Annotated in this window: 19 protein-coding genes; 4 read left to right on the top strand and 15 right to left on the bottom strand. The window is 39.5% G+C overall.

The genetic code is table 11. The features are described from left to right. Positions 1 to 37 precede the first annotated feature (37 nt). The 14 genes from Q9R36_RS24350 to Q9R36_RS24285 form a co-directional block, all read right to left on the bottom strand. Positions 38 to 442, bottom strand: coding sequence for a hypothetical protein (locus tag Q9R36_RS24350; protein ID WP_311226054.1), 405 nt, complete (start codon positions 440 to 442; stop codon positions 38 to 40). Between the two features lie 166 nt (positions 443 to 608). After that, complete coding sequence (locus Q9R36_RS24345) at positions 609 to 890, bottom strand: AbrB/MazE/SpoVT family DNA-binding domain-containing protein (RefSeq protein WP_311226053.1); 282 nt, start codon at positions 888 to 890, stop codon at positions 609 to 611. Between the two features lie 40 nt (positions 891 to 930). Beyond that, on the bottom strand, positions 931 to 2,127 hold the full coding sequence (locus tag Q9R36_RS24340) for a C40 family peptidase (protein WP_311226052.1): 1,197 nt from the start codon (positions 2,125 to 2,127) through the stop codon (positions 931 to 933). Then, positions 2,114 to 2,743 carry a hypothetical protein gene (locus tag Q9R36_RS24335; protein ID WP_311226051.1) on the bottom strand — a complete coding sequence of 210 codons (630 nt, stop codon included), beginning with the start codon at positions 2,741 to 2,743 and terminating at the stop codon, positions 2,114 to 2,116. Before Q9R36_RS24335 ends, Q9R36_RS24340 begins: the two co-directional genes overlap by 14 nt. A gap of 11 nt (positions 2,744 to 2,754) precedes the next feature. Beyond that, positions 2,755 to 5,148: a CD3337/EF1877 family mobilome membrane protein gene (locus tag Q9R36_RS24330; RefSeq protein ID WP_311226050.1), complete on the bottom strand. Its 2,394-nt coding sequence runs from the start codon at positions 5,146 to 5,148 to the stop codon at positions 2,755 to 2,757. Further along, positions 5,148 to 5,570, bottom strand: a complete 423-nt coding sequence (locus Q9R36_RS24325) for a hypothetical protein (protein ID WP_311226049.1) — start codon at positions 5,568 to 5,570, stop codon at positions 5,148 to 5,150. Before Q9R36_RS24325 ends, Q9R36_RS24330 begins: the two co-directional genes overlap by 1 nt. Further along, on the bottom strand, positions 5,567 to 8,128 hold the full coding sequence (locus tag Q9R36_RS24320; protein ID WP_311226048.1) for an ATP-binding protein: 2,562 nt from the start codon (positions 8,126 to 8,128) through the stop codon (positions 5,567 to 5,569). The genes Q9R36_RS24325 and Q9R36_RS24320 overlap by 4 nt, the downstream gene beginning before the upstream one ends. After that, positions 8,106 to 8,537 carry a conjugal transfer protein gene (locus tag Q9R36_RS24315; RefSeq protein ID WP_311226047.1) on the bottom strand — a complete coding sequence of 144 codons (432 nt, stop codon included), beginning with the start codon at positions 8,535 to 8,537 and terminating at the stop codon, positions 8,106 to 8,108. The genes Q9R36_RS24320 and Q9R36_RS24315 overlap by 23 nt, the downstream gene beginning before the upstream one ends. Before the next feature lie 3 nt (positions 8,538 to 8,540). Next, positions 8,541 to 8,762: a hypothetical protein gene (locus Q9R36_RS24310; protein WP_224905745.1), complete on the bottom strand. Its 222-nt coding sequence runs from the start codon at positions 8,760 to 8,762 to the stop codon at positions 8,541 to 8,543. Between the two features lie 18 nt (positions 8,763 to 8,780). Further along, complete coding sequence (locus Q9R36_RS24305) at positions 8,781 to 9,758, bottom strand: conjugal transfer protein (RefSeq protein ID WP_311226046.1); 978 nt, start codon at positions 9,756 to 9,758, stop codon at positions 8,781 to 8,783. A gap of 12 nt (positions 9,759 to 9,770) precedes the next feature. Beyond that, the gene (locus Q9R36_RS24300; protein WP_311226045.1) at positions 9,771 to 10,106 is read right to left on the bottom strand and encodes a hypothetical protein; all 336 of its coding nucleotides are present in this window, start codon (positions 10,104 to 10,106) and stop codon (positions 9,771 to 9,773) included. Between the two features lie 39 nt (positions 10,107 to 10,145). Then, on the bottom strand, positions 10,146 to 11,036 hold the full coding sequence (locus Q9R36_RS24295; RefSeq protein WP_311226044.1) for a replication-relaxation family protein: 891 nt from the start codon (positions 11,034 to 11,036) through the stop codon (positions 10,146 to 10,148). Between the two features lie 11 nt (positions 11,037 to 11,047). Next, complete coding sequence (locus Q9R36_RS24290; protein WP_311226043.1) at positions 11,048 to 13,669, bottom strand: ATP-binding protein; 2,622 nt, start codon at positions 13,667 to 13,669, stop codon at positions 11,048 to 11,050. An 834-nt stretch (positions 13,670 to 14,503) separates the two neighbouring features. Then, entirely contained in the window at positions 14,504 to 16,054 is a 1,551-nt protein-coding gene (locus tag Q9R36_RS24285; RefSeq protein WP_311226042.1) for a primase C-terminal domain-containing protein, read from the bottom strand. A gap of 779 nt (positions 16,055 to 16,833) precedes the next feature. Here Q9R36_RS24285 and Q9R36_RS24280 point away from each other — a divergent pair. The 4 genes from Q9R36_RS24280 (at position 16,834) to Q9R36_RS24265 (ending at position 21,968) form a co-directional block, all read left to right on the top strand. Next, positions 16,834 to 18,681 (top strand): helix-turn-helix domain-containing protein, encoded by a 1,848-nt coding sequence (locus tag Q9R36_RS24280; protein ID WP_311226041.1) that lies wholly within the window; start codon positions 16,834 to 16,836, stop codon positions 18,679 to 18,681. A gap of 456 nt (positions 18,682 to 19,137) precedes the next feature. Continuing rightward, entirely contained in the window at positions 19,138 to 19,902 is a 765-nt protein-coding gene (locus tag Q9R36_RS24275) for a ParA family protein (protein WP_094769646.1), read from the top strand. Beyond that, complete coding sequence (locus Q9R36_RS24270; protein WP_311226040.1) at positions 19,895 to 20,287, top strand: hypothetical protein; 393 nt, start codon at positions 19,895 to 19,897, stop codon at positions 20,285 to 20,287. Before Q9R36_RS24275 ends, Q9R36_RS24270 begins: the two co-directional genes overlap by 8 nt. Before the next feature lie 673 nt (positions 20,288 to 20,960). Then, complete coding sequence (locus tag Q9R36_RS24265; RefSeq protein WP_047945067.1) at positions 20,961 to 21,968, top strand: DUF3231 family protein; 1,008 nt, start codon at positions 20,961 to 20,963, stop codon at positions 21,966 to 21,968. Between the two features lie 627 nt (positions 21,969 to 22,595). Here Q9R36_RS24265 and Q9R36_RS24260 read toward each other — a convergent pair. Beyond that, positions 22,596 to 23,156, bottom strand: coding sequence for a hypothetical protein (locus tag Q9R36_RS24260; protein WP_311226039.1), 561 nt, complete (start codon positions 23,154 to 23,156; stop codon positions 22,596 to 22,598). Between the last annotated feature and the right edge of the window lie 16 nt (positions 23,157 to 23,172).

Here is a 23,172-nt window from a genome sequence, read left to right as displayed (position 1 = left end):
GTTTCCCCAGAAACTCCTTAACAACGCACATTTTCACTTACCAGTTAGCCTTGGTACTAGTAGACCCAACAAGAGAACCATTCTTATATATTTTATGAGTCGAGTAGACATGAAAGTTACTAGAGGTTTTTTTAGGTCCTAAATTTACTGATCCTCCAACACTATCAGAAGAAGAACTTTTAATTACAGGTTGTGCATATGAACCATCAACACCGGCTTCTACTTTAACATAAACAGAGCTTGCTCCAATATAAGTGGTTGTTCCTAAGGCAAGAATTGTTCCATTTGTCATATCAGATATGCGAGATGTACCTGTACCATAGTCAGTACTTGAGCCGTTAATGTAAATTTTCTGTGTATCATCATCTAACATAGCTGCTTGAGCAATTCCTCCAAACCCTAATGTAAATACTAATGGTATTGCAAAAATAAATTTTTTCATAATATACAACTCCTAGAATTTGATTTGATAATAATATGATAGACAAATATTAGAAAATCCCTTCTGGTTTTCTGTATATTTTTACATTTATTACATAAAAAGTAATAAAGTTTGAAGATACTCTACTTACTGTAACCTCAGCAAAATAACATTAGGCAATAGATGCTCAGTATTTACTTAGGAGCTTTTTTTCTTCAAGAAAAAACTGCCATAAGCCAGGTCTCCGTTCTTTCATTAATATTTTGATTCCATCAGGACTTAATAGTTTGTATCTGTCTGTAACCGCCCAAGCCATTTCATCTTTAAATTTCTTCAGAATAATCAGGTCATTCTCAACAAAAATCTCAACTGAATCTCTTTCCTTTATACCTAAGGCTCTACGAAGCTCTTTTGGAATCACAATCCGGCCAAGGTCATCCGTTCTCCTAACAACCCCTGTACTTTTCATGCTACAACCATCCTCGCTCTTATTTTATTGACTTATGACATTAAATACGTCTAACACGGCCATTAAAAGTATTCTTCCAATAATCATTCGTCATATCAGCAATTGCTACTCCTGTAGAATCTTGAGCTCCTATAAACTTCCCATCACCGACATAAATGCCAACATGTCCATCCTTTTTATAAGTGTCGAAGAATACTAGGTCACCAGGCTTCATTTCATTCGGAGAAACAGGTTTCCCTAGATGCTTTAAAGTTTCAGTGCTGGTGGAAGATAACGGACCTAAGTTGACACCTACTTGAGCAAACGCCCAATGGACGAAGCTAGAACAATCAAAGCGTCCTCTGGATATGTCACTTTGATTCCTTCCTCCACCAAATACATATACTGAGTTTCCTATCCACTTACGGCCAACGTCCACGACTTCTACACCACTAAGCCCCTCTGTGCCACCAATAGCGATATACCCTTTAACATACGAATCTGCAAAGCCTAACACTTCCTCTACATACCAATCTGCATGATTATAAGCGAAGACTGCTTCCCGAATACGGCCTTCAGCTGCCCCGTTTGCAGCCAAATATTTTGCTGCAGCAAATATAGCATCTTCTAGATCATTGGGATCTGCTTTTCCGTCTCCGTCACCGTCAACACCATAGCCCCCATACTTCGCAATTACAGAAGGGTTGGTTAATTCAGACTGAGGTATATTTCCTCTTCCTAATCCACCACAAGACGGATGGCCCCAGCCAACCCATGTGCAAGGCATAAACTGCATATGACCCGTTGCACCTACTGGCGATATCATAGGCTGAATGGTTGAAAATCTGGTCTCTACACGATGATGGGCTGCAAGAAGATTCCACGGAACACCATATTTTTCTTGAGCAGCCATATAGATAGGGATGAATATAGCCGGGATTTCATTCAAACCAATTTCAGATATATCTCCACCCCAAAATCCCCCGCCTTCAGGCTTCGATTCTTCCCCACTTGAAGCAACGATAAGTATCATTGCTAGAATTATACCTGCCACTAGGACCAAAACGGCGGCTCCTCCTAGTATGACTGGCCAACCCAACTTTAAAGTTGCAGCTGTACCTACTTTCTGCGCAGCCTTTTTAGCAACTTTTTTTCCAGCTTGTTTTGCAGCTGCCTTTCCGGCAGCACTTGCAGCATTTTTTAAGGCAGAACTCCCATCAGTTTCATAGTTGTCATTTGGATCATTAGTTTGGGACATTTACTCTCACATCCTCCACTTTCCATTCTCCATCGACCTGACGAACACCAAGCAAATACCAATCTTCTGTATTTGTACTTGTGCCATCCGTTGCTTTTGCACTTCCCTTTACAATGATGTTCCAGCGCACAACTGAACTGCTGGAATTAACAACAGGCGTAACTTTTGTTTCAGTGACAGTTAAATAGGAACGGTCTAAAGGCTCCCTTCTCATATTCGTTTTCATTTTTTCATATAAAGCATCCGTCATAAAAGGCTTTGCATCTTCTAAATATTTCATTGGTTCATCTGCATTATAGGCATGAAATGACTTTACAAAAGCAACTCCGACTTCTTGCGTTTTGGCCAATTCTTCTTCAGAAAAATATTCATTTTGATCATACTCATTCTTATCCATGGCGGTTGTATCTACAGTTTTACTTGAAGTGACGGAATCGACGGTATGTGCCGATTCCGCGCCATTACGAGAATCATTTTTCTCTGCTTCGGCTTCTTCTGTATCTAAGCTGCGGAATATAAAATTTGCGGTAAAACCGATAACAAGAAACACTACAAGGATGAAGCAAAACAGTTTGATCCGATCTGATTTACTGTTGTGAATATCCCAACCAAACATAAGATTCCTCCTTATTCCTCGTTTCGATTCTCCCTATTCCGATTAGCATTAATCTGTTGCTCAGCCTCCCAACGGGTTATCGGCCTATCATTTTGCCTGGCATTCTCTATTATCCGATTAACATTTACCTGCTCGCGGTTCTGACGAGTGGTTTCTTCATTTCTTTGAGTAACATTGTTTTCTGTTACTCTATTATTTCTTTCTGTAACTTCATTGGTGGTCCTGCTGTTATTTTCATTTGAAGAGTGACTTCTATTCACGGTTTCTTGGATGTTTCTCTCCGAACCTTCATTCGATGCTCGATTTCTGTTTACTGTCTCCTGAATAGTTCTTTCCGAGTTTTCATTGGATGCCTGGTTTCTGTTCACTGTTTCCTGAACATTTCTCTCTGAATTTTGGTTATTGGCGACATTGCGATTAATGGTATCTTGCGAGGTCCTTTGTTCGGTTGTATTTTCCAATCCTCTGCGCTCTGTAAGCTGATTTTCTTGTCGCTGATTTAATTTATCTTGGTGAGACTGCTGATTTAATAGATTAACATTACGTTCGGACTGTTGACGTTCAACAAGGTCAGCATCCTGGTAGTTTGGACGCTCCATAGATGCAGCTGATTCACGTTGTGCATCCCTCAATGACTGCCGATCGACCAAAGGAGCATTTGATACATTATCAGTCCCTAAACGGCGGCGGCGTAAATCATCAATGTTGGTTACATTGGTATTCCCTGATTCCCTTTGACCTTCTGGAGTACCTGAACCGGTTTGACGTTCCATAAGATTATTGCTATTAGGGGCATTTTCAACATTTGCCCGATTATGCAATTGATTCTTATATCCTTCTTGGCTTTCCTGAAAATCTGAACCTCCCCGATCCATTAGCGCTGCTGCTCCTGCAGCTGCTGAAGCTAATTGCTCCTTGTTTTGACCCAGCTGATTTTTGCGATCCGCAAGTCCAATTTTCCCTTGGGGTTTAGGACCATTATTCCGATTAGTCAATGGTTGATTGTGTACTCGTCCATTCTTTCCGTCAATCCAGTCTTTACCCTGGCGCATCTTGTTCCGGGCCTGATTATATTTTTGCTTATAGCTCTGAAGCGTCTGGCCAGTGCTACTTTGAACATTATTTGCAGCTGTAGACACCATACTAAACAAATCTTTTCGCTTTGCCCAAATACCTACAAAACATATAATTTGAAGGATCATCATCCCTAAGTAACCTAAATCTGACGATTCTGTCGCACGATAAAGAATGGCGGAAATCCCAAACAAGATAGTGAGAAGCAAGGCAATGGCTATTTTCATCAACTGCGCATGAAGTAATTTCATTGCCCAATCTACGGCAGTCTGTTGCCAACGCGGCACTAGGGCCATTAAAAGTGGGACTGGCGCAAAAAGCGCTAGTGCCAAGAAAACAAGCTGGAACAATATAATAGAACCAGAAATCATTAAAAGGAAAACACCTATGATTGTATTGCCGATGAACAATAACGGAACAAAGGCTGCACGCTGACCAATCCCATCAATCGACATCATAGTATTTTCTTGATTTTCAACTTCTTCTTTAGCTTGTTGCTCTCTCTCTTCAGCATTTAGGATTGGGTCAATGTTAAGCATGCTATTAACGCGCCCTTCATCTACTGAAGTTGTACCATATTGCATCAGCATGTAAGGCTTCTTAACCATCAGGTCAAACATTTGATTGCGAACAGTGGCGATTCCTTCCTCTGAAGAATAAGAAGATCCGGGATTAACAATACTGGCAGAAACACCTAAAATATCACTTTGAAGTTCACTAGACCAATCATTTAATCCCCCTAACACTTTTCCTGCGTTAGAGAAAAATCCTAGAGAGAAAACAAATATGATTAACGCAGAGATCAAGCCGCCCCACGCCCTACTGCTTTCTCGTTTAACCATTCCTACATAGGTAGCCCACGTTCCTACTAGGCATAAGATAAAAGTAATCAACAGCGGCCAGATACCATTGGACAGAAATCCACCTGAACCAAACCCCGCTATGCTTTGTATGGCAGTTCCGACTTCATCAACTACATCAGAAACAAAATCTAATTGGAAAGCTTCTTGTACAATCACCATTGTAAAATTAGCCAACAAAACATTTAGCTGCCAAATTGCATTAACAATTTCCATAAGCGCAATATAAATTTGCTTCCCAGCTCCATCAGCCCAATTCCAAGGCATCCAATCACCAGCAGTATCAACATAGGTGTCTAATTCATAATGATGCTGAGGATATTCGTTATACTCAAGTTGGACTTCACCAACGGCCCCAGTATCACGGTCCTGAGGAACAAGATTATCTTGTAAGCTATCAGCTGAAGCTGGTATTTGTACTGATACAAGCACAAAGACAGCAACAATTAATGCTCTTAATGCTTTTTTCATTACTTATGCAACTCCTTCAGCACTTCAGGCTCAAGGTCACCAATCAATGTTTCAAAGTTCCGAAGGTCACTATATGAAGTCCTTTTCCAACCACTATCAGTATTGATTACTTCCATCCTTTCAGTAACCATTCTCCCTTTTTCTGGATGTTCATAGATGACTTCATAAAAATATCGGTCATCATTGGCTTTCCATTCGGTCAACTTGTAAGTTTCTATAACGAGATCATTATCTGCTTTATCCTCGGGATCAAGAGCTTTAGATTTTTCATTAAGAAGCTTCAGCATTTTAGATTGATCTTTTTGAACCTCCGCATTAACCCATTCGACTGGGATATCAGATGGCCCTTGGCCGTTGTTGCCGCAAGCTGCGGCAACAATAAAGACGATTGACAAAACAACGGGCAACCAAGCTTTCCTCATACAAACACCTCCGTCTCTGTCTCATCGTCCTCTTTTTCAAGAGCAATCTGCCCAGCATAATGACTCAACTTTTCTTCTTCCTGTTTTTCAGATGGTGGTCGTGTATCAAAGGCATCGAACAAGTCTGTGAATAATGCGTTAACAGATACGACCCCAACACGGCCCGTAATGTCCTGGAATAGACATTGCCCATTTTGAAGCTCCCTTAACGTGGAAGCATTATATTCAGTATGTTTCAGATTTAATAAGGAAAGAACATTTTCAATTTCTTTCGGATCGGTACTGCGAAAAGCAAACTTCATACCAATATTGTTTTTCATCTTTTCATCCAATAAGTCATTCGCATTCTGAGTAACAAAGTATATACCTGCATTCATCGAACGCCCTGCCCGGACCATTCGTGTAGCCAAATGGCTTCCTTGACTGGTATTTAAAACGGCCCATGCTTCATCCAACAGCACAACCTTGAAAACGCTGCGGTTTGAGTAAATGAATTTTAATGCGAAAGATGAAATAGGAAGCATCATGGCCACGGACAGCATTTCAGATAAGCTGTACTTCTCCGGGTTAGTGTCTGGCGCAGGAAGCTCTAAGTTTTGTATCTGCAGTACATTTAATGCTGTCTCAAGGCTGATGGCCGAATGGCGGTCCCCATCTCCAAAAAGCAGCTGCGCAAACGATAATTCGCTAAATGACCGAATATGCTCTCCTAGCTGCCTCGCTGTTTCATCTTCACTGTATAACAACTCGTTCATAACCTTTGTTAAAGAAGGCTTTTCAGCTTCTGCAACTGTCCGGACTGCATGTGTCAGTTTAGGGAATCGTTGAGAATCATCCAACCGCACACCTGTAAGGAATGTCAGAATATCCAATGCCAGTGTAATAGATTCTTTAATGTCCTCATGTATTGAGAAGGGGTCCAAACGCCCTTTATCTTCTAGCTTAGTAGAAAGGGAAATGATGTTAACATGCCCCGATAAATCATACAGATCATCCCCCCAGTTACCACGCTCACCCTTAGGGTCAATCACTAATGCTTTACCGCCCGACAGAACAGAAAGATAGGTAATTAAGTTGGAGCTAAATGATTTCCCCCCTCCTAATGAACCTAAGAATGCAGCTGAAAGTGCATTAGTCTTTGTTCCTCTAATTCCTTGAGCCGCGCGGTTTGGCATAATATAGACAGGTTGATCGAGAATACCTGTGGTTCCAACAAAGAAACCTTCCCCATCCCCTAGCTGTTTAGTCGCTCCAAACATACCGCCTGAAACAGCTGCTGGCTCCATATAATGAATGTAATCTTTCACATAGCGCTTGGCCCCAGGAAGAAATTCATTGAAGGCCAGCCACTGATCCCCGTAGGGCTGCTCGACCTGAAACATCATATCTTGATAATGATCTTTAATCGTATCGCAACGGCGTTTAAGTTCATCTTCATCTTGAGCCGAAACAGAGAGAATAATGGATGTTTTGATAAGAGGCATTCTTGACTTCTGCAAGTGCGCCTCTAACTCATGAGCTTCCTGTCTCCCCTCAAGAACATTTAGCCCCGTATCATTTCCTGTCTCTCGGGCATGGCGATCTTGGTCCTTTAACTCCTTTTGTTTGTTGCGAACGGCAGACAAAGCCTTTCGATTTTCTAAGGTCTCTGTACGGATGCTGATTTCTACTGGGAAATCTAGACTTTGAATACTATAGATCCATTCCTCATTAGGAAACTCCATCTCATAAGGAACACTTGAAATGGTCAAAAAGGCAACATGCCCTTCTTTTTCATCACCTTCATGAATCTGCTTTAAGATCAAACTGCGTTTAGGAGAATCGTCAACAAACCCTTCTGTCAACCGAAGCACATCATGATATAAGGGGCGACGTACCGTTATGTTTCCGTCTTCAAACTCTTTATGATGGACAGTGTATGCCGGGCTCCAATTTTTAATAAGAGGCGCCTTTCCAATCCCTCGGTAGAAGTTGCGCCTAATCAGCCACTGAATGGATTCTTCATTAACCGGCTCGGCTTTAAGGCGAGAATGGACCTTGTTATACACTCGGCCCTCTGCTTTTCTGTAACGATCAATCTCACCTTCTATAATATCCGGCGTATCAAGTCCAGATGCTGCATTGACACCACCAATAAATTCTTGCCAGGCTTCTTTTAAATCCTTCAGAAACGAATTTTTCTTTGTATTCTCGGGTTTTGGGAGTTTCACACCGATATAGAAACGGTACTCTGTCCCTTCCTTTCCGAGCAGCCGTTCTAATTGAATGGCTGCATCATCAGTATGCTTTTTAGCTGCTTCTTTTAATGGTCCAGATAATCTGCTTTTAAATCTCTCATGCTTTTCTTGAATGGATTGAAAATTCGGAACAACAAGCATATGTGTATCCATATTGATTTGCCAAAAGAAGGCTTTTATCTTAGTGAAAATATAGTCTTTTTCATCATCAGCAAGAAAATCATAATTATATCCAGCAAGCTGATAGTACGCCCAGCAAGATCCATCTTGAGCAAATACAAGGTTGTCTTCAAAGTATTTAACCGGAAATTCGATGTTCATCAGCTTCACCTTCCTTTTCGTGATAGCTTAACTCGCGGTAACTTATAGGACTTGCATACTTGTAAGGCTTTTTGCAGCTGGTTATCTCTTTATAGCGATTACGGTAATGCGGATCTAAGTGGTATTGCGCCACCCGCAAAAAGAATCGGTGCGGCGCTTTACCATCAAGTAATTGTTTCGTGAAAAACCAGGAAAACAAGCCCGGCAAAAAGATGTACTCAATCAAACCTAAATCAATTAAACTTAGAGGGGGGATACGGTTTAGGCACCAAACTAAAATGAATCCTCCTGCAAAGAATCCTATCTGTCGATACGTGAGAGGTATCGGCAGAGGGATATCTTGAATCCCATACAATACTTTTTCTACTTTCCAGACACTGTTGTAGGTTCTTAGAATTTTAGGCTTCATAGATTACGCTCCAAAAACGGTTTCCCAGAGCTTACTCCCAAGATCTTTTACACTATCTGGCGTGAACACGAAAACCCCTACGACCATTGCAAATACGGCAAATCCTACAAACTTAGAAAACTCCCTTTTCACCAAAAAATAAATTGCGACAGCCCCGATAATGACCAAGAACAAAGCACCAATTTGAGTAGAAAACCATTCTTGAATATTTTCTCCGAAATTCATTCTCTATCATCCTCCTGATTATTGGTGATCAATCTCTTTTACTAACCAGCGATCCTCTTCCTTGGTGGCAGTTAAATGATAAGGATAGACAACTTGGGCTTTCGATTGATTCTCAACAAAGACAACATCCGCAAAAATATCAAAATTGCTCTTATCCTGGCCTTCTTTGACTATGAATTTTTTCACTTCTTGAAAAGTCATGATGCCATTCATGGATTGAACATCATTTTCTTTAACATAATAAGACAACTCTTGAGGAGTACCGGTTGTATAAACTTTAAAGAAGGTATCGAGGAATGTTTTTACTTCCTCCTGAAGTTCTGAATCACTAACCTCCCCCTCTTCATTAAGGTTTATGTCAGCAGCTAACACGGGCTTTGTTGGCTTAGAAATAAAGTATGGAACTTTATTAACGACAAACGATTGGCCATCTGTCTTGACAGGAACGACAAAATATTTTTCATATGGTCCTGCTTTCTCTTCCTTTGCTTTTGGCGGCTCCTTCTTTTCCTTTTTCGCTGCCTCTACAGCCTTTGGGTCTGGAGGTGTTACTTTTGACAATCCGTGCAGAATGCGAAGCGTGACTAGCGCTGAATCTGCACCTGTCTCTTCTACTTTCCAAATTTGAGACTTTGCCAGCTTACTATTCCATTGCATGCCTTCAAAAGCTAACCCAGCTTGTTCATCTAATCCACTGGCAAGGAATGACGATAAACGTTCCACCCTGCTCTGCTTGGCTTTATCCGTATTCTCCCAATCAAAATAATGGACCGCAAAATTTTCGGCGAATGTCTGGCTGCCTTCACCAGCTGCAAGGTTAACTTTCTTTACTTCTTCTTTTGGCTGCGAATCTGCCTCAGTCGATCCAGCCCCAGCATTACCTACTCGAACAATGGCAACAACCGAAAGGAACAACACGAGCGTAAATCCTGTCCAAAAAGCACCTTTTATCAACTTCTTCCTGAATACCGTTTTCGGATATTCACGCTTTTTCATGCTTGCCCTCCTTCACTTCATCATCTCGTTCATCGCCTGTTTCCTGCGCTCTTTTTTCTTGGCTTCTTCTCCTAGCGCCCAAACCGCAATGCAAACAAAGATGAATAGGCCGATAGTAGCCCAGATTCCATGTTCAGCGTAAAAAATTTTCACCAACCCTATTACATCTTCTGCCGCTTCTGCAAACGGAGGGTACTGATTGTACGCAAATTGAAACAGGAAATAGCCCAGCAATATGACTAATGCGAATATTAGGAAAACTCCGAGCAGTCTTTTGCTAAAAGAGAGCAACATTTCTTTAAGGGTACTATTAGATGATGGGGAACCACGCTTAACCTTATAGCCCAAACTTTATCACCTCCTTTCATGAATTTACAAAAAATTACATTATTCTATACGTTTATACAAGCTATAAAGTTTCTCTGGATCACTAGAATTAGACGATTTCCAAATAGTACCATACGGAGTGGATATAACATCATCATACGTGGCAAAAAGTAGTGATCCGCCAATCTTTTCTAATTCTCTCGAATCAGCTTTTTTCGCATTGAGCATTAACTGATTTCGTTCTGTCTCATTGTTTGAAACAAAGAGCACACGAACGATTCTGATGGCTTCCCCGAATATAGCATCATTTTTGAAGGTTCCTTTTCTCACATACTCGTTGTAACGCCGTACCTTATTCATGGTCACATCAATTCGCTGCCGGCTTCTTTCTAGCTCAACTAAAAATAGAATTTGTACTTTTTGTTCATTCACTGTACGCTCCAAAACAAAAGCTCCATCCGGACGAATCACAGTTGTTGAAGACTGGCGATCCTTCCCCTGTTTATCCTTCGAAACTTCACCATAATTCCGAAAGGCTCTCCTTTCAGAGAAATATTCTTTGAAAGTAAACAATTCATCTTCACTGGAAGCGTAAGCTGCCTGAATATGTGACATCCTGAGTGAATGGAAAACATAAGTTGGGGTTCGCTGCGTCCAGCGCGCATCCCAATCAGCTTCGCCTAAAATCTCTTTCACCTCTTGTACCCCTTTGGTATCCAAGGTGTACACCAGCCTGTCATTTCCTCTTGTAGACGCTTTAGCGACCGGGAAGGACTTTATATACCCCTCTCCTTCTAACGCCTTCATTTGGCGCGATATCCACGCTCTCGAGTATGGTTTTCCATCAGCATGAACAAATATATACTTTTCGAGATACTCCACATCTGCAAATACAAGATCATGTAATGAAACGAATAGTTGTTCCTCGATTTCTCCAATTCTTTTGACCATCAAAAATCCCCCTACACCAACAAATCATCAATGCTGATTTCTTTTTTCTTTTCATCCGAATCCCTCTCTTCTCGATCATCAAACTGAATAACAATCTCATTAGGATCTTTTTCAACTTCCGCTTGGACCTGATCTTCGTTTAACAAGGAATGTTCCACTATGTTTTTTCCTGCTGTTCTTTCGGATTCTTCATATTCCACTCCTTCCACTTTACTCAACTGTTCTTTTCCTATCAATACATGACCGTCTTTAGATTGATCCTCAATAGTTTCAATTGCAGCAGCAGCTTTTTCTCTCCCCGCCTCGGCAACTTCATCGGACACCAGTACTGAGTCAATTTCATGGGTACCTCCTCTTTCTTGCTCGGCTAATTCAGGTTCCGAAAAAGAGGAAAGCGCCTTCATCTCGTGCTCCATGGCTTCATCAATCGTCCGTTTTTTCATTTCAGGGATAGATCTTTCATAAAGGGCGGGTCCAGGAGCCTTCATCCGAAGTAAGAAAGGACGTGTACGCTCATTGGCAACCTGCATTCTCATATAACCATGAAACGGCTCAATATTAAGATAATCACTATCTTTTAAAACCTCTGATGGCATCGAGCGATTGACAGCCTGGGCATCCTCCGGGTTCCCTAACCTTAGTGAAACAAAGGTTCCGAAGTTCCGAAAGATGGCATCCGATACTTCGGAAGGCACTTGCCCTTTCAGGCCTTGCATACCAAGTATGATAGACGTTTTATATTTCCGGAGTTCGGAAGCAAAGGATTCTATTGCATCTGTGCTATGTTCCATCAAAGTGGGGGCTTCATCAACCATTACAAAATGATAAGGTAATTGATCTCGTTCTGCTGCAGGGGTATCAGCCCTGCTTTTTCCTGCAAGCTCTGCAAAAGTCAGACACATAGATCCAATTAGCTTCTTTTCATCACTTGTTAGTTCAGACAAATCCAGAAGAGTGATTCGGCCCTGATCCATACTTTCGCGGAAGCGCAATCCATTGGTTTGAGCCCGCAGCATTTTCCCCAGAACTCCTGATAAAGTGATTTTCCTTAACTTATTAAGCGTGGAATTGGTTTTTTGCTGAAGCTCCCGGTCCTGAAGCCCCTGTAAATTCGAGAAATACAGATATAGATCGTTTTCTATGGGATCTTCTCTATTCAATCTTTCAAGCACACTTTCACGATAATCCGGGTCGCTCAATAACCTCTGTAGATTCGGCAAACTCGCTTCCCCGATTCGCTGCAGCGCAATGCCGCCATTAAGAAAGTTATCATCTATATTCGGACCCCAAAAATCCTTCCAGGTACGTTTTAAAACATCTGCGACTGTTTGAGCAATTTTATCCTCACTTGTCGTAAAGTCCACATCATAAACATTGAAGGGGATTTCACCTTCAGAGAACTTTATATATCGGACCAGATGCTGTTTTTCAGGAGGAATCCTAGCTGCAATGTCCTGGCATAAATCACCGTGAGGATCTATCACTGTCCCACCGATTGCATTTCCTGCGCCATCAAGATTGATTAAATCCTCCACCAAGTTATACATAGCTGTCGATTTTCCCATCCCCGACATTCCAATAAAAGCTGCATGATATCGTAATGTACCAAGATCAAACATGACAGGATAGTTCTGTCCATGAAAACTGTGCGTACCAAGTGGGATGGCCAGATTAGGATCAAATGATGCCTGTTTCACTTCTTTGGGCAAAGGGGTAAATCGCATTTTCAGCCTGTTTAACTTATTATTTTGAACCCTTTCACTGGGTAGCCGCATGATGGCAGCCATTTCTTCAGTCCCTAAAACAACATGCTTTTTCTTTCTCTCCATTGAATAAATCCGTTTACGAAACTCCCACCTGAACAAAGGACGGATAATACGGAACCACCACCACTCACGACCATATAGCTGATTCAGGCGCCCACTGGAGAATGTACCAATGGAACCTTTCGCGCTTTTTATTAACAGCTTTGCATCCTTCTGATCCCGGCCAAATGCAACGACCTTTATTCCAAGCCGCGACAATGTTCTAGTCGATTTGCCCTCAATAGCTGACAAATAAAGCTCATTATCCTTTTGAAGAGTTTCATCCCTTTCCCCCTGCTTATGAAACTGACGAACAATACCTCTAAAACTCTTCTCTGTTCCATAAGCTGGCTTGACAAGAAATTGCATATGAATCTCCTGGTCATCCCCTACACTATCAAGAAACTCTATTAACTCTGCTTGCGTATCAACCACTTCGTTATGATAAGTTTTAATCGGGACAGTCCAGTGGCTTTCAGTGAACAGCTTGGTTCCAGCATGAGGACGGGAGAAATCAATGGTATGGTCCTGAACTTCAAAAATTTCTACTCCCGGATGCTCTGCGTAAAACTTGCTTTTAAACGCCTTTCCAACATATTCATCCGGAACCCAAACAAAGAACCGGATATCATTCTTAGTGGCAACGATCTCCCAACTAATCCATTCCTGCTTAATAATTCTCCTATACCATGGCCGCTGCAAAAAGCTCAGCATTGTGGCCCAGGCAGTTTCATCTTTAAAATACAAGATCTTAGAATCCATCGTTGTCTTCAGCTCATAAACTTTCCCCTCGCTAGGTATCAAAAACGGCAACAAATGGAACCTCAAACAGCCTCACCCTCCTCTAGATATTCTCAATAAAACCATCAAATTATCAATTACATTATTGTCCCCAAAAAACTAAAACCATCTTTCTAACTCCGACCTACACCATAAACCTTATTCTTTACCCACTCAAAATCCCTGGAACTTATCCCTTGAACTTTACTCTTTTACTCACTTGAACTCACTCTCTTGAACTTACTTACTTACTCTCTCTTACACTCACTCACTTACTTACTCACTACTCTCTACTCACACTTACACTTAACACACACACACTCACTTACTCTCTAACTTACTACTCACCACTCCCCACTACTACATATCATTTGAAATCAGGTAAGTGGGTTAATTATCTAAGGTCCTGCCAAATGGTCACGGATTAACGCTCTATCGATCCGTGACCATTTGGCAGGACCGGCCCCGGTTTGAGCACCCCAAAAAGTAAATTAGATGTTAAAAGTAAGTAATAGTATTAATTAACAATTAATTAAATGTCTATTTGTCTCTATACTAACAGTTTGGGAATAATATACAACATGACGCAGGTCCCATTTTTTAGGAGGTTAATGATATACATTCGTACTAATATTGAAAACTAATACAACTACAAAAACCTGGCGAAGAAAAGTATTAATTGATTCTTTGTTACTCAAAAAAATAAGATTTATATCCATCACCTATAAGGATGATCAAAAGAATAGTAAAACATTAAAATACATCCAGAACTCCAATGCATAAAAAAACTAATAATAGTAATTCTAAAATAGAAACAATAAGCAGTTACAATGTCAGAGCCAGAAAGAGGATACTATAGATATGTATTGGCAGACTGGCTCATTAACCGGACCTTGATAAAGGCTGCGATTCAGACCGGAACAGCTTGTCCATTTCAGCGTACAGCCAACTATCGAGCGCAGGGAATTCTAATGGCTTGCCTGCAGGGAAGTGATAAGGATTAGGCAGCAGTTCAGCAAATGACAGTTGGGCCTGCTGGATCTGCTTCCTCCGCAAATGAAGCAAATGCTTGAAGATCATGCTCCGGCTGCTAATTTTCGAAATCGCTCCCCTTCCTCGTCCACTGGTGTGTTTTACAATACTTTTTGAGCGTTTAATCACTTCTTTAAGAGAAGAAACGGCCAGTCCGAAGGTTTTAGCAAGCATAGTCAAAGAAGCCTCTAAAAACGGCTTTTCAGGGCTTAGGTGTTTTTGGATATATATTAGAATGTCCTCTTCCCATTCTTCGTAATGGGACCTTTCACGAACCTCCCGGTCTTTTTTAAATTTATACCATCCTTCCCGGCCTTGAAATTTCGCCTCTCCATCTGTCCATAGAGTAAGCAAATTTTCAGCATACGAGCGCTTTACACCTTTGTACTTGCCGGAGTAGGCACTTTTTAATATCCGTTCAAATTCTCGTTTTAACAAAGGATGGGACAAGCGGCTATTGAATTCATCCAGTTCATCATAGGTCTCTTCAAATGCCCTTCCACTGGCATAGTTGGCCAAGGCAAGCGTCATAATGGCATTGTTTCGGCTCGCACTGTGGTAACCTTGTTGAATGTCTCGAGCGTTAATAAGGGCATGATACCAGTCTGTTTGCGTATAAACCAATTCCTTACCGTTCGGGTTCTGCACCAGCTGCAGGAAGGCACCCTTTTCTTGCTTTTCAAATTGTTTTGACCAGGAAATCAGCTGCACGGTATTTGCTGGCTGATCGTAAAAGTCCAAAATATTGTCTTCTGATGGAATACGGTAAAAGCCGAAAGGTGTGCAATTCAAATCAAGCGGTATATACTTCAATAAAGCTTTCCGGATATTATCAGACAAACGTTCTGCTACCCTCAAAGACTTGTATTCTTTTTGTTTATGAATATAAAAAGGCGATTCCAGGACAAAGAAGCACTGAAATCCTCTTGGTGTTTCCAAAAGAAGGTTGGGCCGGGGAAGACCTATCTCCTCGCAGCCTAAATACAGTGCATAAAGATCAACTTCTTTTGTATCGATGTCAAAACCTATGACATTGACCTGCTTAAGATTTTCTCGCACATGTCCTTTAATGATGCGCTTCTTAAAATCATAATAGGTGCCTCCACGGTATGTATTAGGCGTCCAGTGGGTCAAATGCTGGTATTTATCCCTTAGCGCTTCATACGAAGTAATGATATATCCTTTTCCTTCTGTAAGTTCGGCTTTTGAAGGTGATACAAAGACCGCTCCTTTTCGGCCCGGATTCATATCTTGCTCTGTCTTGCAGGCTTGTATTCTATGTATAGGTTCTCTGGATCCTCTCTGCTTATACATGTGCAGACTGTTATGTGTCATGAATTGCATAATTTCGACAGGAGAAATAACGGTTTTTGCAGCCATGCTATTCGTAGAAATGCTCAAGTGTCACACCTTCTTTTTCATTCGATTCGTAACGGGCCATATCTGCCTTCCGAAATATTCGAAAGATCATATGTGTAGATTTTGTTGAAACTAGTATATCGAAATCGTTTTTTGAAAAAGGATGCCCTCTAAGAGAAATGCACCAAAAAAAAAAGGCCCTCGAAGCCTAGAGCTTCAAGGGCTGAAAAAAAAGTTCCATTTTTTTTATTATGCAGGTTCCGCTCAACTTTCATCCCAAAAATCATATAATGGTGCATTTTTTCTGCTCTCATATTTATAAAAATTTCAAACAAACCCACTGATATCAAGGTTAATAAGAAGACATATGTTTAGTGATAGTAGACAGGTTCCGCTCAACTAAGTGTTTTCTGGTGCATTTTTGATATACAGGTTCCGCTCAACTTTAAAATTTTCCTTCTGAACTGCAACAATCAGTATGGTATTAACTCGTAGAATCCAATTAAAAGTTGAAAGCTATAGTATTTCATCCTCCACAGGTTCTGCACATATTTTGCACCAAAATAAAAATTGGTGCATTTATAATTTTAAAGGCTACTATTAATAAAGCCCGGAATTTATATTATTAATAGTTCTGTGTTTATTAGAAAATGAAATCAGTACTACTGAATGGTGCATTTTCTAATACTGTGCGTAACCTGTGTAGTATTTGGTGCATTTCATCCCAAATAAGCATGATTTATTGTTATAATGATTATCACGTGGTGCATTTTAATATGGGTTTTATTCCGTTATCTTATTTCAGAAAGGATGTCTCGCTAATGAAATATGATGATTTACCTGACCATCTGACTCTGAACTATGAATATTTAAAAATATCTATTTTCGAAGAAGTGAAATATCTATTTCAAGATCGTCCCTACATACTGACCGAATGGAAAAAAGAAGCGTATGGAATGACGGAAGAAGAGATGATAAAGCAGGCTCCTGGTAAATCCATGAAAGCGAGTTTGCGGGCTTTGTTCTTTCTTTTTACACAGACTCTATACTCAGAAAAGCAAATCACCAAAAAAATGATTCAGGAAGCAGTCAGTCGATACAAGGAGACCATAAAAATCTTGCTGACAGAGCATTTGATAACTGACTTTCCCGAATATGAAATTAAAATAAGCATGAACAAAGAAAAAATTGATGAGGCTCTCGAACGGGATTTTATCTATGGCAGCATGGATATTGACTATCACTTGATGAGAGACATCGTAACGAAAAAAAAGGAATTTAAAGAAGTTGAACCGGGATATTTGACAAGTGAAATTATTGATAATAGAGGAAATGTCAGAGGACTCGCTGAACTCAGGCCCTTTGAATCGCAATTGACTGGAGTAGGCAAAGACCAGCAGGCGATGTGGCTTGAAATGATAGAATCCACATTAAGCTCCTTGGATGAAATGACAGCCGATTTGTTCGATTTGATTACATACCTTTGGATGGTGTCTCCAAAAAACAGTGATGGATTTATAGAATTTCACAGCAACGATGCTTTACGCCTCAGGAACGTTAAAAAACGAACCTCTAAAGGACGAGAGTTAGATTTCCGGGAAGAGGACCGTTTTAATATTATGAAACGTGTGGCTGCCCTTTCGAGCATATGGGTTTCTTTAGGTGAACAAAAAGTCAAGGTTATTAATACTGCAGATATACAAGACAATGAACTTTATAAGTTCAAAGACTTTCAAAAGATGTTTGAAATTGGGAAGATTAGAGTTGCTTACGATAAAAAGACAGGTGAAGCAAAAGGAATCTATGCCGTTCAGGTAAAACCGACATCTATTCTAACGCCTTACTTGGTCGGCCCTAACCAATCCATTGGTATTTTAGACCTTAAAGTCTTTCAATACAGCCATTTTACTCAACGAGAACAGAAGCGTCTAGCAAGGTATCTAAACTTCCAGTGGAAAATCAGAACCATCAAGCGATCTCTCCAGCAGCCATTTAAAGTATCGACTCTGCTAAAAGTAATGGACATATCATCACGTTATAATGGAGTGCAAATTAGGGATAAATTTGAAACCATATTAGATGAGCTGCAAAAAGATGAAGTTATTAAGACCTGGTCTTACTCGGAAGAAGTTAATGAAACCAAGGTTGGAAAAAAAGGATGGCTCAACCAATACTGGTCTAAACTCAATGTCACCATCTTGCCAACAGATTCGGTAGTGGAGGAAAACCAAAAAAACCTGGGGCTTTATAAAAATCAACACCAACAGGTTGATGAAAGAATCATTCAAAAAATGAATCAGATAAGCCAATCAGATTCTTTCCCTGCGTTTTATAGTTCCTCCATTCATTCTGACAGCAAAGAACAATTCCCTAAAGAACAAATAGAAACAAAGATGGAGGCTGCAGACTTAAATAACGACATTAAATTTGATGCAAAATTTGAACAGCAGTCCTTTCACTTTATGGATAATCAGCAAAATATCACCTTGGACCCTGAAACAATGAAAGAAACGATCGACTCTTTAGGCATTAGCATCCGTCAGGCAGCCAGCGAAATTGGTATTGCCCATACAACCCTTTCTCGTTATATACGAAAAGAAAGCAAGCGTCAGAATAAAAATAATGACACTAAGATGCTTATTTGGTTAAAAGAAAAAATTCCGGTATAGATACTGTTTCACACTCATCATAACCGACAATTTCTAAAGTTAAAGAACTAAAATCTTTCATATCAAAATTTGCTAAGTGTATCTCTGAGATAAAGGTATTCCAAAAATCATATAAAAGACTTCTAGGAATACGATATTTTTAAGATCAACAAAAGGTTCTCGCAATCTATTCGGATGGGGTTCCGAAACAATAGGACCTGGCCTATCCCGCACTCAATCCGATTTGAATGCCTATAGCCCTTTGATCCAGACTTAAGTATAGGAACGCCTTGGATTAGATGAACTTTCGCTTTGTAGCTACCTCTAGTATCTCTTGAATAAAGAACAACCAAAGGCAGATTCAAAAATCTGTCTTTTTTTATTTTTCTCAACACATACATATTAATATCTATGTTAATATGTATGTAAATGTATACAAAAATATTTTCATTAATATTAGCTTAGGGGTGGAATAATATGGCCAAGATAATAACAATTGGGCTTCAAAAGGGCGGGGTCGGAAAAACGACTACAGCTGGGACACTTTGCTACTTGTTGGCGGAGGATGGCTACAAGGTCCTGGGGGTGGATATGGATTCTCAGAGCAACCTTTCCAATCTACTTACGCAGCATGACGATACTTATTTTGAAGGAAGCACAGTGCTTGAGGCAATCGAAGCCGGAGAAGTAGAACCATACATATATAAAGTGACTGAGAATCTCCATGTGCTGCCATCAGATGATTACCTGGCAACTTTAGCTAAATACCTTTACACACAATGGAAAGGAAGAAATCAATCGCTCGCTTTACGTGAGCTGCTGGATCAGGTTCGAGATAAATATGATTATATTGTCATCGATACGCCCCCATCGCTATCAGAACCAATGGTCAATGCCATCTGTGCGTCTGATTATGTTGTTGTATTGGCTGAAAGCTCCAAGTGGGCATTTAACGCAATCCCTCGATTCCTGGAAACGGTTGAATTTAGTCAGCAGAACATCAATCCAGGACTCAAGGTGGCCGGGATCCTCCGCACCATGAATGATGTTAGGCGCGCAGACTCAAAAGCATTTGTTGAAGTCATTGGAGAGGAATATCCAGAGCTATGCTTTGATGTAGTCATCAGAAGAAAAGCTTCAACAGGAAGAATTTCATTAGAAGGGCTTTTTGATAATAAAGAGCTTAATCAGGCATTGGATCAATATAAAGAATTTTATAAGGAGTTGTTGCAACGTGTCTAGAGCAGATGATATCAAAAGTAAAATTCAAAATACTAAAAGGAGAGACCCACGTGGAAGTCTAATGGGTACTACTCCAAACGAAGATAAGAACGAAAATATTAATGTTGATGAAAATATTAATGTTGATGATAATATTAATGTTAACAATAATGTACATGTAAATAATAACCAAGATGGAAGCTTGCTGAGTGAGCTAGTGTCCGGAAAGAAGACAAAGAAGAAATCTGATTCACTAATCAATTCCGGGATCTATTTCGAGCCTGATGTTTATGAAGTTCTTCAGTCACTTGCCAAAAAGGGTGGACGCGGGGCAAAATCCAGAATTGTTAATGAGTCATTGCGGAAAGAGTTTATTGCCGCTAATTTACTCCCAAAAAAAGACTGAGGTACAATGTATAACAAGAGTCCTTTTAAAAGGGGAATTTCAACTGATAAGTTATCCTTTTTAATGATGATTTGAGCGGAGACGACTTAAGTAATTTAAGCAGATATTATGGACCTGCTTTCTTAATTTTATTTTATATATAATTACATAAATATAAATATACACATTAATATAAAAGGCTGCATCATTCTGGTGCAGCCTTTTATATGCTCAGCAACTATAAATTTTCTTCCTTCAAATATAAAACACCTGCGAAAAGCCACTAACTATAACATTAACATTAATATTAATGTTAATGTTAATGTTATAATTAATGTTAATGTTAATGTTAATGTTAATGTTGATATGGATGTTAATATGGATGTTAATATGGATGTTAATCTGGATAGTTAGATGTTTATACATGTCAAAAAACAATAAAAGGATCCACACATGTTACGTCAAATATGTGTAGTCCTTATTCAACTAAAGCACCCGATAGTTTAAGTACAATATTTCACAAACTTTTTTAAAGTCCCCCATTGCTGAATATTTGAAAAGCCCTCTTAGTTATGATATCTCCCTTGACAAACCAAAAAATTATTAATTTTCCATGCAATAATACATAATTGATAAAAAAATACCAGATACTTGTTATAGAATATAAAATTAATCTTAAAAAGGAATTGATTATATGGATAATAAAAAGGCTGCAAAGTTAACTGCGGGTGAGTTAGCACACTGTTGGGAACAGTTCATGAATAATAGTATGTCAAATGTTGTTTTGGAGTATCTTACCCTAACATCAGAACTAGAAGAAGTTAAATCTCTTTGTAGTGAGGCGGTTTCTATTTCTAAATCTGCTGTACAATTTTTTGAATCTGTTCTACGAAGTGAAAACTATCCAATCCCTAAAGGCTTTAACATTAAAGATGATTTAAACCCAAATGCCCCTAAGATGTATACGGATGTTTTTATACTATTTTATTTAAATAATATGTCTAAAATTGGAATGTCCTTAACAAGTATGGCACTATCCGATTCAGTAAGGGAGGATATCCGCAATTTTTTCCATGAACAATTAAAAAACGTTTCAAATTTATTTGAACGTACAACAACTATTCTATTAGAAAAGGGAGTATTTGTAAGACCTCCTTCAATTACCTCCACTCATGAAACAAACCCAATTGCAGATAAAGGATTTTTGGGTAACTTCTTTAATGATAATCGAGAATTAACGGCAAGAGAAGCAAATGAGCTACACAAAAATGTTTTTATGAATTATATTGGTAAAAACTTATTAATTGGATTTATACAATCTACATCTAATCAGCAATTAATGAGTTTATTGCAACATGGAAAAGAATTATCTTTAAATATTATAGACAAATTAGGTGATATTTTAGTTCAAAATGATTTGCCTATTTCAATGACTTGGGATACGAATGTTTTGGATGGTAAAACATCTCCTTTTTCAGATAAATTAATATCTTATCTATTAGACCAACTTAATCGTGATGGTATCGCCAGTTATGGATATAGTGCAGCAGTAAGTATCCGAAAAGATTTAAAAACTACATATGCAAAGATAATTGCAGATGTGTATCAATATGAAGAAAATATAAAAACCTTTATGATAAAAAATGAGTGGATGGAGAAACCTCCTGTTGCACTAAATAGAGATAAGCTTGCTCAAGACTAAAAAAAAAATAAAGCTACCAAAGTACGGTAGCTTTTTTGTTTTTCAAAGGAGTATTCCAAATCTCCTTTAAGAAATGGTGAGTGTACTAGATATATGAAAGCCATTATTCCACTAACCTGCCCCGTTAGTCATATAAGAAAATCTGCAAGCACTATAACCTGTAAGAAATATCTCAGAAGGACTAACAGGGAGTCTTCTTGCCACTGGTGCTCTTCAACAAGCCACCATTATTTTGTCTAGCTTAGGTATGGTTAAGCTTCCAAGTTATTATTTGAAGAAGAAATTGGGGCCTGGAGGAACTTGCGCGGAATCAAATCACATAAACATTTATATACATGTTAACATTTACATTAGTGTATATATTAACACAAAAATTCGCACCCCAAGATACGGCTTTTTATATGCTCCAGAAATCATCATAGTCCGCATTGTAACCAGACTTTTTTAGAGCCTTTCCATCCAGCTGGAATAGCGCACTTGTACAGAATACACGGCAAAGCAAAACAGCAAAGGGCAGAGATTGCTTCCTATTCGTGCATACATTGCTTTCTCCTGTCCGTTCCCTTTAGCCCTAACCCCGAAAGGGGACCTTTTATAACATACAATACTCAAGCACAAAGAGTTCTCTTACTTTACGGAATCAGTGGCCCCTTTAGAAACAGGTTCCCTGTCCTTTAAATCAGCCTGGCGCTCCTGTCGAATAGTCATCGGCTTATTCTTATCCCTTTTCATTTCTTCTAAATATCTGGCTAAATAAGCATCGGTAATACGTCGGGGCACATACCCTAATCGCTGCCGAATTAGATTTTCAAGAACAAACATTTTGCGTGTTATTCTTTCATAATTTACCCCTGTTTCTTCTTCTGTTTCCCGATAATCGTCTAACTCTCCGTGTTTCCGGGCCTTATAAAATATATTCATGTAGTTATATATATTAGTTCTCTCTGTGCGTGCATACTTGAGAAGACTGAGCAGTTCAAATGTTGAAAGTCTCATTAACTCCGGTGTGGTTTTCTCCAAATAAGCATCCAGTGCAAAGTCGCGCACTCTGACTGAAATGCGCTCATGATTCCGTTGCACTTGATGCTCCCCTAATATCATAATGCAAAAATCACAATAATATTTTGGACCCTGCGGCATCAACTCGCTGCCACAATACGGACATGTTATGACACTTTGTTTATCCATGTGAATACCTCCTCGC

This window comes from Bacillus sp. AG4(2022) (assembly GCF_031844465.1).
GTDB classification, from domain to species: domain Bacteria; phylum Bacillota; class Bacilli; order Bacillales; family Cytobacillaceae; genus Bacillus_AB; species Bacillus_AB infantis.
This window is presented reverse-complemented; position numbering and strand designations above follow the sequence as displayed.

Excerpts from the sequence above, each read along its gene's own strand:
- Q9R36_RS24350 (WP_311226054.1), bottom strand. The coding sequence starts at position 442 with ATGAAAAAATTTATTTTTGCAATACCATTAGTATTTACATTAGGGTTT.
- Q9R36_RS24345 (WP_311226053.1), bottom strand. The coding sequence starts at position 890 with ATGAAAAGTACAGGGGTTGTTAGGAGAACGGATGACCTTGGCCGGATT.
- Q9R36_RS24340 (WP_311226052.1), bottom strand. The coding sequence starts at position 2,127 with ATGTCCCAAACTAATGATCCAAATGACAACTATGAAACTGATGGGAGT.
- Q9R36_RS24335 (WP_311226051.1), bottom strand. The coding sequence starts at position 2,743 with ATGTTTGGTTGGGATATTCACAACAGTAAATCAGATCGGATCAAACTG.
- Q9R36_RS24330 (WP_311226050.1), bottom strand. The coding sequence starts at position 5,148 with ATGAAAAAAGCATTAAGAGCATTAATTGTTGCTGTCTTTGTGCTTGTA.
- Q9R36_RS24325 (WP_311226049.1), bottom strand. The coding sequence starts at position 5,570 with ATGAGGAAAGCTTGGTTGCCCGTTGTTTTGTCAATCGTCTTTATTGTT.
- Q9R36_RS24320 (WP_311226048.1), bottom strand. The coding sequence starts at position 8,128 with ATGAACATCGAATTTCCGGTTAAATACTTTGAAGACAACCTTGTATTT.
- Q9R36_RS24315 (WP_311226047.1), bottom strand. The coding sequence starts at position 8,537 with ATGAAGCCTAAAATTCTAAGAACCTACAACAGTGTCTGGAAAGTAGAA.
- Q9R36_RS24310 (WP_224905745.1), bottom strand. The coding sequence starts at position 8,762 with ATGAATTTCGGAGAAAATATTCAAGAATGGTTTTCTACTCAAATTGGT.
- Q9R36_RS24305 (WP_311226046.1), bottom strand. The coding sequence starts at position 9,758 with ATGAAAAAGCGTGAATATCCGAAAACGGTATTCAGGAAGAAGTTGATA.
- Q9R36_RS24295 (WP_311226044.1), bottom strand. The coding sequence starts at position 11,036 with ATGGTCAAAAGAATTGGAGAAATCGAGGAACAACTATTCGTTTCATTA.
- Q9R36_RS24280 (WP_311226041.1), top strand. The coding sequence starts at position 16,834 with ATGAAATATGATGATTTACCTGACCATCTGACTCTGAACTATGAATAT.
- Q9R36_RS24275 (WP_094769646.1), top strand. The coding sequence starts at position 19,138 with ATGGCCAAGATAATAACAATTGGGCTTCAAAAGGGCGGGGTCGGAAAA.
- Q9R36_RS24265 (WP_047945067.1), top strand. The coding sequence starts at position 20,961 with ATGGATAATAAAAAGGCTGCAAAGTTAACTGCGGGTGAGTTAGCACAC.
- Q9R36_RS24260 (WP_311226039.1), bottom strand. The coding sequence starts at position 23,156 with ATGGATAAACAAAGTGTCATAACATGTCCGTATTGTGGCAGCGAGTTG.